General features: G+C 68.3%; 13 protein-coding genes. 6 read left to right on the top strand and 7 right to left on the bottom strand.

Annotated elements, in window-relative coordinates:
• Positions 1 to 6 precede the first annotated feature (6 nt).
• Genes K4G53_RS14675 through K4G53_RS14660 form a run of 4 tightly spaced genes read left to right on the top strand, consistent with a single transcriptional unit; the run spans position 7 to position 4,544 of the window.
• A complete protein-coding gene (locus K4G53_RS14675; RefSeq protein ID WP_308287914.1) occupies positions 7 to 600 on the top strand; it encodes a Tat pathway signal protein in 594 nt (197 codons plus the stop codon).
• Positions 601 to 603: 3 nt separating this feature from the next.
• On the top strand, positions 604 to 1,815 hold the full coding sequence (locus K4G53_RS14670; RefSeq protein ID WP_221386410.1) for a glutathionylspermidine synthase family protein: 1,212 nt from the start codon (positions 604 to 606) through the stop codon (positions 1,813 to 1,815).
• A complete protein-coding gene (locus tag K4G53_RS14665; protein ID WP_221386409.1) occupies positions 1,812 to 3,305 on the top strand; it encodes an APC family permease in 1,494 nt (497 codons plus the stop codon). The genes K4G53_RS14670 and K4G53_RS14665 overlap by 4 nt, the downstream gene beginning before the upstream one ends.
• Before the next feature lie 36 nt (positions 3,306 to 3,341).
• Positions 3,342 to 4,544 carry an acyl-CoA dehydrogenase family protein gene (locus K4G53_RS14660; RefSeq protein WP_221386936.1) on the top strand — a complete coding sequence of 401 codons (1,203 nt, stop codon included), beginning with the start codon at positions 3,342 to 3,344 and terminating at the stop codon, positions 4,542 to 4,544.
• Positions 4,545 to 4,622: 78 nt separating this feature from the next.
• Here the strand turns inward: K4G53_RS14660 and K4G53_RS14655 are convergent, their stop codons facing one another.
• Genes K4G53_RS14655 through K4G53_RS14635 form a run of 5 tightly spaced genes read right to left on the bottom strand, consistent with a single transcriptional unit; the run spans position 4,623 to position 9,926 of the window.
• Positions 4,623 to 5,393 carry an SDR family oxidoreductase gene (locus tag K4G53_RS14655; protein ID WP_221386408.1) on the bottom strand — a complete coding sequence of 257 codons (771 nt, stop codon included), beginning with the start codon at positions 5,391 to 5,393 and terminating at the stop codon, positions 4,623 to 4,625.
• 37 nt (positions 5,394 to 5,430) lie between these two features.
• On the bottom strand, positions 5,431 to 6,798 hold the full coding sequence (locus tag K4G53_RS14650; protein ID WP_221386407.1) for an MFS transporter: 1,368 nt from the start codon (positions 6,796 to 6,798) through the stop codon (positions 5,431 to 5,433).
• Positions 6,795 to 7,301, bottom strand: coding sequence for a helix-turn-helix domain-containing protein (locus tag K4G53_RS14645; RefSeq protein WP_221386406.1), 507 nt, complete (start codon positions 7,299 to 7,301; stop codon positions 6,795 to 6,797). Before K4G53_RS14645 ends, K4G53_RS14650 begins: the two co-directional genes overlap by 4 nt.
• 49 nt (positions 7,302 to 7,350) lie before the next feature.
• A complete protein-coding gene (locus K4G53_RS14640; protein WP_221386405.1) occupies positions 7,351 to 8,514 on the bottom strand; it encodes a cystathionine gamma-synthase in 1,164 nt (387 codons plus the stop codon).
• Between the two features lie 26 nt (positions 8,515 to 8,540).
• The gene (locus K4G53_RS14635; RefSeq protein WP_221386404.1) at positions 8,541 to 9,926 is read right to left on the bottom strand and encodes a cystathionine beta-synthase; all 1,386 of its coding nucleotides are present in this window, start codon (positions 9,924 to 9,926) and stop codon (positions 8,541 to 8,543) included.
• Between the two features lie 59 nt (positions 9,927 to 9,985).
• On the opposite strand from K4G53_RS14635, the gene K4G53_RS14630 reads away from it, so the two are divergent.
• Positions 9,986 to 11,173 carry an SLC13 family permease gene (locus K4G53_RS14630; RefSeq protein ID WP_221386403.1) on the top strand — a complete coding sequence of 396 codons (1,188 nt, stop codon included), beginning with the start codon at positions 9,986 to 9,988 and terminating at the stop codon, positions 11,171 to 11,173.
• A 13-nt stretch (positions 11,174 to 11,186) separates the two neighbouring features.
• Here the strand turns inward: K4G53_RS14630 and K4G53_RS14625 are convergent, their stop codons facing one another.
• Both K4G53_RS14625 and K4G53_RS14620 read right to left on the bottom strand, forming a co-directional pair.
• Positions 11,187 to 11,564 carry a DUF1304 family protein gene (locus K4G53_RS14625; RefSeq protein ID WP_221386402.1) on the bottom strand — a complete coding sequence of 126 codons (378 nt, stop codon included), beginning with the start codon at positions 11,562 to 11,564 and terminating at the stop codon, positions 11,187 to 11,189.
• A 33-nt stretch (positions 11,565 to 11,597) separates the two neighbouring features.
• On the bottom strand, positions 11,598 to 11,993 hold the full coding sequence (locus tag K4G53_RS14620) for a VOC family protein (protein ID WP_221386401.1): 396 nt from the start codon (positions 11,991 to 11,993) through the stop codon (positions 11,598 to 11,600).
• Between the two features lie 132 nt (positions 11,994 to 12,125).
• Between K4G53_RS14620 and K4G53_RS14615 the strand changes: the two genes are divergently transcribed.
• Positions 12,126 to 13,112 carry a DNA-3-methyladenine glycosylase gene (locus K4G53_RS14615; RefSeq protein WP_221386400.1) on the top strand — a complete coding sequence of 329 codons (987 nt, stop codon included), beginning with the start codon at positions 12,126 to 12,128 and terminating at the stop codon, positions 13,110 to 13,112.
• The last annotated feature ends 4 nt before the right edge of the window (positions 13,113 to 13,116 follow it).

Here is a 13,116-nt window from a genome sequence, read left to right as displayed (position 1 = left end):
GACGCCGTGGACTCGAACCGACAAGACCCGGACGGGACTGCGCCGTCCGGCGGATCCGGCGGGGAGAACACGCCCAAGCCTCCTCCCTGGCAGGTCCCCAAACCCGAGCTGCGCCCGGAGCTCCTGAATGAGCCCGTCACGCCGGTTGACCCGTTCGCACGGGAACGGGAAAAGCAGCTCAACGACGCCGCGGCCCGGAAGAAGCGATCCCAGCGGCGGACTGTGGTGGTGGGCCTGGGCGTCACGGCGCTGCTGGCCGGAACCATCACGGCCGTTGTTGCCAGCAACGAGGACGACCCCGAGTACGCGCAGGTGTGCTTCAACGACGAAACCGGCGAGCGCGTGGCGGACACCAACTGCGACAGTTCCGCCGGCCGCAGCGGCGGAATCTACGCCTGGTACTTCTACTCCCGCGGCGCGAGCGTGCCCTCAATCGGCCAGAACCGGTCCACCGCGCCCAACTACACCCGAACCATCCCCAGCGGGGCCAAGGCCTCCTCGGGATACAGCAGCAAGGGCGGCACCGTGAGCCGCGGCGGCTTCGGCACCAGCGCCAAGAGCGGGTCAAGCGGCGGCGGCAGCAAGGTCTCGGGTGGCTGACCGGTGAAAAGATTGCTGTCGGAACCCCGGCCGGGCTGGAAGCAGAAGATCGAAGAGCAGGGCCTGGTCTTCTCCACCACCACCATGGATGACGGGCGGAAGATCGAGTACTGGAACGAGTCCGCCTACTACGAATTCACCATGGACGAGGTGGAGACCCTGGAGGTGGCCGCCGAGGACATGCACCGGATGTGCCTGGAAGCTGCGAAGTTCCTCGCCACCGGGGCCATGGGCAGCATCGGCATCGGACCCCAGGCCCTGGAACTGGCGGCGGAATCGCTGCAGGCCGGCGACGTGGACGTCTACGGGCGGTTCGATTTCATCTACGACGGGCGGGGCGGGCCGGCCAAGATGCTCGAATACAACGCCGACACCCCCACCGGGCTGATTGAAGCCGCCGTCGCGCAGTGGTTCTGGCTGCAGGACGTGTTCCCGGAGAAAGACCAGTGGAACGGCATCCATGAGGCGCTGATCCGGCAGTGGAAGAAGTTCCAGTACCGGACGGGCATGAGCACCCTGCACGTGGCGCACTCGGAGGTCGAGGAATCCGGCGAGGACTGGATGACGGCCGCGTACATGCGCGACGTTGCCAGCCAGGCGGGGTGGACCACCATCGGGATCAACATGTCCGATATCGGCTGGGACCCCAACCTGAACCGCTTCGTGGACCTGGACAACTTCCTGATCAGCACCATCTTCAAGCTCTATCCCTGGGAGCTGATGATGAAGGAGCCCTTCGGCCACCGGCTGCTGGAACGCGCCCACAACCCGCGCTGGGTGGAACCCGCCTGGAAGATGCTGCTCTCCAACAAGGCCCTCCTCGCCGCGCTGTGGCACCTCTACCCCAACCACCCCAACCTGTTGCCCGCCTACCTCACGGATCCCGGGCCGCTCAAGGAATGGGTGGGCAAGCCGCTGCACGGCCGCGAGGGGGACAACATCCGGATCCACGCGGACGGCATCAACCTGGAACAGCCCGGCGGCTACGGCCGGGAGGGGTGGTGCTACCAGCAGTACCATCCCTTGCCCGACTTCGACGGCAACCATCCGGTCCTGGGCCTCTGGGTGGTGGACGGCGAGTCCGTGGGCTGCGGCATCCGCGAATCGGACGGGCCGGTCACGGACTACTTCTGCCGCTTCGTACCCAACACCATCGACGCGCCGGCGCCGCTTTCGGCCGTGGCCAACCCCACCAAGGCAGGTGTCTCCCTATGAGTGCAGAGATGACGACGACGGGAAGCCCCGGAGGCGGGGGCGGCGCCCCGGTCCCGGCCAAGGGATTGCGGGCCGGCATCCTGGACCTTGGCGACTCGGTCATGCTGGGGCTGGCGTCCACCGCCCCGGTGTATTCGCTGGCCGCCACCCTGGGACTCATCGTTGCGGTGAACGGTAACTACACTCCGCTGATCCTCCTCCTGGGCTTCGTCCCGGTCCTGTTCATCGCCTACGCCTTCCGCGAGCTCAACAGTGCCATTCCGGACTGCGGCACCACGTTCACCTGGTCCCGCCAGGCCTTCGGCCCCTGGGCAGGCTGGCTGGGCGGCTGGGGCGTGGCGCTCGCCGGGATCGTGGTCCTGGCCAATCTCGCGCAGGTGGCCGGCCAGTACCTGTGGCTCCTGGTGGGTGACGGATCGCTGGCGCAGAACAAGGTGCTGGTCACGGGGACGGGACTGCTGTTCATCGTGCTGATGACGCTGGTGAACTACCGGGGCATCCGGCTGGGTGAGCATGTCCAGCGGGTGCTGACCTACATCCAGTACATAGCGCTGGGCATCTTCGCGCTGGCCCTCGTGGTGCGCATCGTCGGGGGTGCACCCGAGGGCCAGGCGTTCGACTTCGAATGGTTCAACCCCTTGGGCGCCTTCGGCGATCCCGGTGCAGTGGTGCACGGTGCCCTGCTGGCCCTGTTCATCTACTGGGGCTGGGACACCTGCCTGGCGGTGAACGAGGAAACCGAGAATCCGTCCACCACGCCGGGCCGCGGCGCGGTGATCTCGGCCTTCGTTCTGGTGGCAATCTACGTTTCCGTGGCGCTGCTGGTGATGATGTACGCCACCGTCGGTTCGGAAGGAATCGGTCTGGGCAACGAGGCCAACCAGGACGACGTTTTCCTCGCCATGAAGGACGTGGTGCTGGGTCCATGGGGCTGGCTGATCGTCGTCGCGGTTTTGGCCTCGGTCCTGTCCTCCACCCAGACCACCATCCTGCCCACCGCCCGGGGCACCCTGTCCATGGGCGTCCACGGCGCCCTGCCGGCGAAGTTCGGTGAAGTGCATCCGAAGAACCAGACCCCGGGCTTCTCCACGCAGGTGATGGGTGGCGCGGCCGCAGCCTACTACGTGGCCATGAGTTTCCTGAGCGAGAACCTCCTGTCGGACTCCATCAGCGCCATCAGCCTGTTCATCGCGTTCTACTACGCCCTGACCGGGTTCGCCTGCTTCTGGTACTTCCGGGGGACCTTGCGCGGGTCCGCCCGCAACCTGTGGTTCCGCGGCATCCTGCCGCTGCTGGGTGCGGTGCTGCTGACCGCCGCCTTCTTCATCTCCGCCATCCAGATGTGGGACCCGGCGTACGGCGACACCCAGATCTTCGGCGTCGGCGGGGCCTTTGTGAGCGGTGTCCTGCTGCTGTCCCTGGGCGTGGTGCTCGCCGCCGTTTGCCGGTTCCTGCCCTCCACCCGGGGCTACTTCCTGGTGAGGAAATGACCGGTGAAGACGGGCGAAGAAATGACTCGTGAGGAAATGCCGGGCGAAGAAGTGACGGGCGAAGCCATGGCCGGCCCATCCGACGTCCTGGACCTCGACTCCCTGCTGTCCGCGGATGAGCTGGAGCTCCGCCAGAAGGTCCGCGACTTCACGGAGCAACGGATCAAACCGGACATTGCCGGGTGGTACGAGGACGCTGTCTTTCCCCTGGAGCTCGCCCCCGAGTTGGGCGAGCTTGGGGTGCTGGGCATGCACCTGGAGGGTTACGGCTGCCCGGGCCGGTCCGCCGTCGAGTACGGCCTCGCGGCGATGGAGCTGGAAGCCGGGGACTCCGGGATCCGCACTTTCGTCTCGGTCCAGGGCTCCCTGGCCATGACGGCCATCCATACGTGGGGCTCGGAGGAGCAGAAGGAGGAGTGGCTGCCGCGGATGGCGGCCGGCGAGGTCATCGGCTGCTTCGCCCTGACCGAGCCGACCGCAGGGTCGGATCCAGCCGCCATGGCCACCGTTGCCCAGCGGGACGGCAGTGGGGACGACGCCGGCTGGGTGCTCAACGGCGCCAAGCGCTGGATCGGGCTCGCCTCGGCGGCCGGCGTGATGGTGGTCTGGGCCATGACGGACGACGGCGTGCGCGGCTTCCTGGTGCCAGCCGGCACGCCCGGCGTGACGGCCACGCCCATCAAACAGAAGCTGTCCATGCGCGCTTCGATCCAGTGCGACGTGGCGTTCGACGGCGTCCGGCTTGGTCCTGAGGCGCTGCTCCCCGGCGGCTTCGGCCTCCGCGGTCCCTTCACCTGCCTGAACGAGGCGCGGTACGGCATCGCCTGGGGCGCGATGGGCGCTGCCCGGGATTCCTACGAGGCCGCGCTGGCGTACTCGCAGGACCGGCTGCAGTTCGGCAAGCCGCTGGCCGGCTACCAGCTCACGCAGGAGAAGCTGGTGAACATGCTGGTGGAGATCCAGAAGGGCACGCTGCTGGCACTTCACCTCGGGCGGCTCAAGGACGCAGGGACCATCCGGCCGGAGCAGATTTCACTGGCCAAGCTCAACAACGTCCGCGAGGCCATCGCGGTGGCCCGTGAGGCCCGGACCATCCTGGGCGGCAACGGCATCACCGGTGACTACTCACCGCTGCGGCACGCCGCGAACCTGGAGTCGGTGCGGACCTATGAGGGTACCGACGAGGTGCACACCCTGATCCTGGGCCGGCACATCACCGGCCTGGGCGCCTTCCACTGACCCTCCCCCGGCTGGGTGTCAGTTAATGTCGGTTTGGGGGCTCAGGACGACATTTCGCGCTGCCTGGTTGGGAGGGGTTTATGCCGAGAAGCCGCCGTCGGCCTTGATCAACTGCCCGGAAACCCACCGGCCCGCCGGTGAGAGCAGGAAGGCCACCGTCCCTGCGACGTCGGCCGGCGTGCCCAGCCTGCCGGTGGGTTGCCGTTCGAGGACCGCGGCACGGACCTCATCGTCCATCCAGCCCGTGTCAACCGGGCCGGGGTTCAGGACATTGGCGCTGATCCCCTGCGGGCCCAGCTCCCGCGCGGCGGCAATCACGATCCGGTCCAGCGCCCCCTTCGACGCACCGTAGGGAAGGTTGAACGCTGTGTGGTCACTGGTCAGCGCAACGATCGCACCGCCGTCGTCCGCTGCTTGCCGTGCGAAGGCGGCAATCAGCTGCCAGCTGGCGCGGGTGTTCACCGCGAAGTGGCGCTCAAAGGATTCCACCGTGGTGTCCAGCACGCCCGAATCGACCGATTCGGCGTGGCTGAGCACCAGCCCCTGTAGACGACCCGCAAGCTGCACCGCTTCGGCAACCAGCCGGTCCGGCACGCCGGGATCCTGCAGGTCGGCCGGGAGGGAGTGGACCCTTGCGCCGATGGCCTCCAGCTCCGCGGTGAGGCGGACCACGTCCTCGGGCTCGCTCCCCCATGGCATGCGGGCATCGTAACCAGCCCAGTAGGACAGCACGAGGTCCCAGCCGTCGGCGGCCAGCTGCCGGGCTATGCCGGACCCGATGCCGGCCAGCCGTCCGGCCCCCGTGACCAGGGCAACGGGGCGGACGGGGACAGGCGGCACGGATTCCATGGAACCCAGCCTAACCGTGCGCGGCTGCTCCCCCGGTTCAGGCCGCTGCCGCCTCCGTGTCAGCGGCGCTGGTGTCCTGCGGGGCGCGGTGCCGCCGGATAGTGGCACTGATGACGGCGGCGATGGTGCACATGGCTGCCGCGCCGAACCACGCGTACGTGTAGTGGCCGGTGGCGTCGCGGAGGGCGCCGGCGGCAAGCGCGGCACCCGCGGCCCCCAGCTGGTGGGCGGCGAAGACCCAGCCGAACACCACGCTGCCGTCCGCGCCGAACGTCTCCCGGCAGATGGCTGCCGTGGGCGGAACGGTGGCCACCCAGTCCAGGCCGTAGATCACCACGAAGACGATCATGCTGGGCTGCACCTCGGCGTTCAGCAGCAGCGGGAGCACCAGCAGGCCGACGCCGCGGAATTGGTAGTAGACGGCGAGCAGGACACGGGGGTTGAAACGGTCGGTGAGCCAGCCGGAGGCAATGGTACCCACGATGTCGAAGATTCCGACGACGGCGAGCAGGCCTGCCGCGGTGGTTTCGGGCATGCCGTGGTCATGGGCGGAGGGGATGAAGTGGGTGCCGATCAGGCCGTTGGTGGTGGCGCCGCAGATCGCGAAACCTGCCGCCAGTGCCCAGAAGGTGCGGACCTTGCTGGCACGCCGGAGCACCTGGAGGGCACGGACTGCGGCGTTCGTGCGGGGCGCGTCCGCGGTTGCAGGCGCCCGGGCAGGTGCCGGACTTGCTGCCGGTTCCGCGCCGTAGGGCAACACGCCGACGTCGGCCGGCGAGTTCTTGAGGAACTTCAGCACCAGCGGGACCACGGCGAGTGCGCCCGCCGCGATCAGCAGGGAGGCCTGCCGCCAGCCGGGATCCTGGGCCAGCATGGCGATAAAGGGCAGGAAGACCAACTGGCCGGCCGCGCTGCCCGCGGTGAGGATGCCGATCACCAGTCCCCGGCTCTTCGTGAACCAGGTGTTGGCGATGGTCGCCGCGAACACCAGTGCCATGGAACCTGTCCCCAGCCCGATCAGCAGGCCCCACGTCAGCAGGATCTGCCAGGACTGGTTGACCAGCACCGTCAGCGCGCTGCCCGTCCCGATCAGGGCCAGGGCGGTTGCCGTGACTGCCCGGATGCCGAAGCGTTCCATCAAGGCGGCGGCGAACGGGGCGGTGAGGCCGAACAGGACCAGGTTGATGCTGACTGCCGCGGACAGGACTGTGGTGGACCACCCGAACTCCTGCTGGAGCGGGACCATCAGCACGCCGGGCGCTGCCCGGAATCCGGCGGCGCCCACCAGCGCCAGGAACGCCACGGCCGCGACGGTCCACGCCGGGTGGAGGCGGCGCGGACCGGGTGAGGGCTGCAGTGCCGCCGCGTCTTCCGGTGCTGTTGCCTTGTGGGGAAGAGTGCTCATGCGGCGGACCCCTTCGGGGATGCGGTGGACAGCGGAACGGGATGCTCGGTCCTGGCCTGGCTGTGCCAGCTGGTATTGGCGGCGGTGAGCCGTTCCCCGCATTCGGTGCAGGTGTCGGCGGAGGTGGTGCGCTGCCCGCAGCCGGCATGGATGACGTACATGTGCGCCCTGTCCGAGGGGGCCGGCAGGTGCTTTTCCGCCCAGATGGTGACCGCATTCAGGACCGGCAGGGCGTCTTCGCCCATCACAGTGAGGACGTACTCCTGGCGGGTGCGGCCGCCGTCGTCGTACGCCTTCTTTGCCAGCAGCCCGGACTCAACCAGGCCTGCAAGGCGCTTGGTAAGCACCGAGTCGGCAACGTCCAGGCGGGCCTTCATGGCGTCGAAGCGCCCGTTGCCGAAGAAGACCTCCCGCAGGACCAGGATGGACCAGGGGTCGCCCAGGATGTCCAGGCCGCGGGCCATGCTGCAGGTGCGTTGGGACCAGTCGGATCGAAGGGGCATACGGGAACCCTAGCTGACTTCTTTCAAGAAAGCCAGGGTTGCCGTCGTGCTACGGAATCGAGGTGAACGCCTGGTCCAGGTCCGCTATCAGGTCCTCCACGTCCTCGATGCCGCAGGAGAGCCGCAGCAGGTTCACCGGCACGGCCAGTTCGGTGCCCTTCACCGACGCGTGCGTCATCTCCGAGGGGTAGTTCATGAGCGATTCGATGCCGCCCAGGGACTCGGCCAGGGTGAACACGGACGTGGATTCGGCCACCTTCCGGGCTGCGGCTTCACCACCCTTGAACTGGACGGACACCATGCCGCCGAACTTCCGCATCTGCTTCTTGGCCAGCTCGTGGCCCGGGTGGGAGGGCAGACCCGGGTACAGGACAGCCTCCACTTCGGGCCGTTCCAGCAGCCACTCGGCCACGGCCTGGCCGTTCTCGCTGTGCCGGTCCATCCGGACGCCCAGGGTCTTCAGGCCGCGGGTGGTCAGGAACGCGTCCATGGGCCCGGACACGGCGCCGACGGCGAACTGGACGAAGCCGATCTTCTCCGCCAGGTCCGCGTCCTTGACCACGACGGCGCCGCCCACCACGTCGGAGTGGCCGCCGATGTACTTGGTGGTGGAGTGGACCACGACGTCGGCACCCAGGGCGAGCGGGTTCTGCAGGTAGGGCGACGCGAAGGTGTTGTCGACGACGAGGAGGGCACCGGCGTCGTGCGCTATGTCGGCGAGCGCCGCGATGTCGGTGATCTTCATCAGGGGGTTGGACGGCGTCTCCACCCAGACGAAGCGGGTCCTGTTGGCGGCGACGGCCTGCCGGACGGTGTCCAGGTTGGCCATGTCCACGGGGGTGTTGCCGATGCCCCAGTCACCGAGGACGCGGCTGATCAGCCGGTAGGTCCCGCCGTAGGCGTCGTTGCCGAGCACGATGTGGTCCCCGGGCCGGGTCAGCGCGCGGATGAGGGCGTCCTCCGCCGCAAGCCCCGAGCTGAAGCTGTAGGCGTGGGTGCCGAGTTCCAGCGCGGCCAGCTGTTCCTGCAGGGCGTCCCGGGTAGGGTTGCCGCCGCGGCCGTACTCGTATCCGCTGCGCAGCCCGCCAATGCCGTCCTGGGCATAGGTGGAGCTGAAGTGCAGCGGGGGGACCACCGCGCCGGTGCGGGGTTCGAAGGCCTGGCCGGCGTGGACGGCGCGGGTGTTGAAGCCTTGGTGCTCAGAGGCGGTCATGGTGCTCCTTTACGGGGTAACGCAAATCAGTTGCTGAGGTACGCCAGCAGGTCGTGCCGGGTAAGGATGCCGATGGGGGCACCCACGAACGTGACCATCACCGTGTCCGCGTCCGAGAGCAGCTCCCTGGCGGCGGAGATGGTTTCCAGCGACCCGATCACGGGCAGCTTGGGACCCATGTGCTCGGAGATCTTGTCCGTCAGCTTTGCCTCGCCGCGGAACAGCTTGGCGGTCAGGGTGCGCTCGTCCACGGCGCCGAGGACCTCGCCCATCACCACGGGCGGTTCCTGCGACAGGACGGGGATGTGGCTGACGCCGTACTCGTTCATGATGTTGATGACGTCGCGCACGGATTCGTTGGGGTGGATGTGCACCAGGTCCGGCAGTTCGCCGTTCTTGGACTTGATGACCTCACCCACGGACGTTTCCTCGCCGCCGGAAAGGAAGCCGTAGGAGCGCATCCACTGGTCATTGAAGATCTTGGCCAGGTACCCGCGCCCGGAGTCGGGCAGGATGACCACGACGACGGCGCTTTCCGGCAGGTCCTTCGCCGCCTTCAGCGCGGCCACCACGGCCATGCCGGACGAACCGCCCACCAGCAGGCCCTCTTCCCGTGCCAGCCGGCGGGTCATCGCGAAGGAGTCCGCGTCGCTGACGGCGATCACTTCGTCCGGGACAGTCTTGTCGTAGTTCGCCGGCCACATGTCCTCGCCGACGCCCTCCACGAAGTAGGGGCGCCCGGTGCCGCCTGAGTAGACCGAACCTTCCGGGTCCGCGCCGATGATCCGGACCACTCCGCCGTCGGACTCCGGCCGGTCCGCCGATACCTCCTTGAGGTATCGCCCGGTGCCGGTGATGGTGCCGCCGGTGCCGGCACCGATGACGCAGTGCGTGACTTTGCCGTCAGTGTCCCGCCAGATCTCGGGCCCGGTTGTCTTGTAGTGGCTGCCGGGTGCAGCCGGGTTGGAGAACTGGTCCGGCTTGTAGGCGCCGGGCGTCTCCCGGGTGATCCGGTCCGAGACTCCGTAGTAGCTTTGCGGGCTGTCCGGCGGGACGGACGTGGGCGTGACCACAACTTCCGCGCCGTAGGCCTGCAGCACGGCGCGCTTGTCCTCGCCCACCTTGTCCGGGACCACGAAGATGCACTTGTAGCCCTTCTGCTGCGCCACCAGGGCCAGGCCGACGCCAGTGTTGCCGGACGTGGGTTCCACGATGGTGCCGCCGGGCTTCAGCTTGCCTTCGCGTTCGGCGTCCTCGATCATCTGCGCCGCGATGCGGTCCTTGATGGATCCGCCCGGATTCAGGTACTCCAGCTTGACCAGGACAGTGGCTTTGATGCCTTCGGTCACGTGGTTGAGTTTGATGAGGGGGGTGTTGCCGATGAGGTCCAGGATGGACTGGGCGTACTTCATAGGTACAAAGCTACCGCTTCCTGCGGGCCGTTCCGGGGCAGGGGTGCGAGGATAGCCCGGTGAAGCAGTTCGCATGGTCAAAAACGGCCCGGAGCTACCTGCTGCCCGGCGCAACGCTGGCAGCAGGAGTTGCAACCCTGGCATCCAGTGCACTCCCCTTTCCCGCCTTTGGTGAGCTGGCATCCCGGACCATTCCCATCCTGGCCTTTGTGCTGGCGATGTCGCTCGTCACCGAGCTGGTGGATGAGGCCGGCCTGTTCCGGGTGGTGACGGACCGGTTGGCCGCCCTGGGCAGGGGCCGGGTATTCCTGCTGTGGCTCCTGGTGGTTGCGGTGGCTACGGTGTCCACGGTGTTCCTGTCCCTGGATACGACGGCGGTGCTGGTGACGCCCGTGGTTGTCCTCCTGGCCGTACACGCCCGGATCCCGCCGCTGCCGTTTGCCCTCACCAGCATCTGGCTGGCCAACACGGCATCACTGCTGCTGCCCGTCTCCAACCTGACCAACCTGCTGGCGCAGGACCGGCTGGGCCTGAGCCCCCTGCAGTTTGCGGGCCTGGTGTGGGCGCCTTCCCTGGCAGGTCTGCTGGTCCCGCTGGGCCTGCTGTGGCTGGCGTTCCGGCGGGACCTGCGCGGAACATACGGCCCCAGGGCAGCCCACCCGGCCAAGGACCCCGCCCTGCTGAAGTTCGCCGCCGGGACGCTGCTGGTGCTGCTGCCCGCGCTGGTGTCCGGCGTGCCGGTCCAGTACCCCGCCCTGGCGGCTGCCGCCGTCCTCCTGGCGGTCTTCCTGCGCCGCCGGCGGTCAGCACTGCGCTGGTCCATGGTCCCCTGGCGGCCACTCACGCTGACCGTGGGCCTTTTCATGCTCATGGAGGCGCTGCATGCCCAGGGCCTGACCTCCCTGCTGGCCGCCGTGGCCGGTTCCGGGGAGGGCCTGCCGGCCTTAATGCAGTTGGCCGCGCTGGGTGCAGGTGCGGCCAACACCGTCAACAACCTCCCCGCCTACCTGGCCCTGGAGCCGGTTGCCGGTTCGCCTGCCCGGCTTGCCGCCCTGCTGGTCGGGGTCAACCTCGGGCCGCTGGTGAGCCCGTGGGCTTCCCTGGCCACGCTGCTCTGGCATGAGCGGCTCCGCGTGCTGAATGTTCCCATCCGGTGGGGCGGGTTCGCGGTGGCAGGGCTGGTGGCGGTCGCGCTGACGGTGCCGGTTGCCGTCCTGGCCCTTTGGGCGGTCACCGGGATGCGGTAAGCCAGGCCTGCGCTTACCCGGCGAACATCAGCCAGAGGATGACGGCGGGGAGGAAAGCCTGGCCAATGCCGCTGATCCACAGCCTGGGTTCACTGATGATCAGCACCATGCCGAGGATGGCGTGTGCGATGGCCATCATTGCCACGATGGTGCGGCCCACCGTGGCTTGGCCGGCGTTGGCGAGGACCACCCCTGAGATCCCGAACAAACCCCAGACGATGTTGTAGAAGCCCACGTTGATCGTCCATAGCCGCACCGCCGCGGTATCTTCCGGCTTGATCAGGAAGATCGGGTGGAGGCGCTGGTCCTTGTAGCGGAAGGCTTCCAGGAGGCCGACGCTGATGAGGGTTGCCGCAGTGATGACGGCGAGCACCTGGACTAACGTACTCATGGCGATGCGCCGGCGCTGCCGCGACGTTCGCCGCTACGCGCCGGCGTCCCCGGCCGGGAGGTTCTCCCACAGGCCCATCACGTTGCCTTCGGAGTCCTTGAAGTAGGCCGTGTACCCCATGCCGGGGACTTCGTTCTTGGGGATGACGACGGAACCGCCGCATTCCGCCACGCTCTTCAGGGTAGCGTCGATGTCCGGCACGTCGACGGTGATGACGGGGCTGGTGATCTGCCCTTCGCGGGCCATCATGCCCCCGTTGATGGCGCCGGGGGTTGTTGACTGGCCAGCGTCATCCATGCCCGTGGTGATGACCATGTTGTAGTCCATCCCCGGCACCGGCTCGATCCGCCAGCCAAGGGCGTCCCGGTAGAACTTCCGGGCCCGTTCCTGGTCGTCGGCGGGGATTTCGAAATGCACTACTCCAGCCATGGCGGTCCTCCTGTTTGTCAGGTTGCGGCGCGGCGGTCCGGCGCCGCACGCGGTGATCCTAGCCGGGGCCTGCACAGTGGAGAAGGGCCGATGGTCCCGCCGTTGTCAGCGGGCCGTGGGACGATGGAAGACATGACCATCGCAGAGGCACCTCCCCGGCTGGCGGCCGCCGCGGACGCGTCACTGCGGTGGTATCCGGAGGGCCCCTACAGCCTGGTCCGCACCCTGGGACCGCTGCTGCGCGGCAACAGCGATCCGTCGTTCAGCGTCCAGGGCGATGTCATCTGGAACGCGTTTACGACGCCGGGCGGTCCCGCTACCTTGCGCCTCACCCCCGCGGGCGGCGGCGAGGCAGGTCCGGCGCTGGTGGACGCGCAGGCTTGGGGGCCGGGTGCCGCAGACGCGATCAGGGCAGTGCCGCGGCTCCTGGGGGGCGACGACGACTGGCAGCATTTCGATGAACCTGCCTTCCATGCCACGCTCCCACGCATGGTCCGGGAGGCACGCAGGCGGAGCCTCGCCCTCCGGCTCCCCTCCAGCGGCCGGATGGTGGACCAGCTGGTGCCCATCATCCTGGAGCAGAAGGTGACCGTCATCGAGGCGCGGCGCGCGTACCGGTACCTGGTGCACCGCTATGGAACACCGGCGCCAGCGGCAGGGACCTCCACGCCGCCCGGCCTCTTGGTCGGCCCGACGGCCACGCAATGGCTGCAGGTCCCCAGCTGGGAGTGGCATAAGGCCGGGGTGGGTCCCCAGCGCTCGGCGACCGTCATGCGGGCGCTGCGCTCCGCCGTCGCCCTTGAACGGCTTGCGGCGTTGCCGGCCGCCCAGGCTGCGGAGAAGATGCAGGTCATCCCGGGCATCGGCATCTGGACGGCGGCGGAGGTGGTGCAGCGCACGCACGGTTGCCCGGACTCGATTTCGGTGGGCGACTACCACCTGGCCGCCTATGTGGGGGCGGCACTGACCGGACACAGGACGGACGACGCCGGCATGCTCCGGCTGCTGGAACCCTGGCGCGGGCACCGGCAGCGTGTGGTCCGGATGATCCAGAGCACGGGTTTCCGGAAGCCCACGTTCGGCCCACGGATGACCATCCAGGACCACCGCGGGCACTGATGCC

It is taken from the genome of Arthrobacter sp. MAHUQ-56 (assembly GCF_019710585.1).
In the GTDB taxonomy this organism is placed as follows: Bacteria; Actinomycetota; Actinomycetes; order Actinomycetales; family Micrococcaceae; genus Arthrobacter.
The sequence above is the reverse complement of the archived record's forward strand: the minus strand, read 5'-3'. Positions and strand labels throughout refer to the sequence as shown.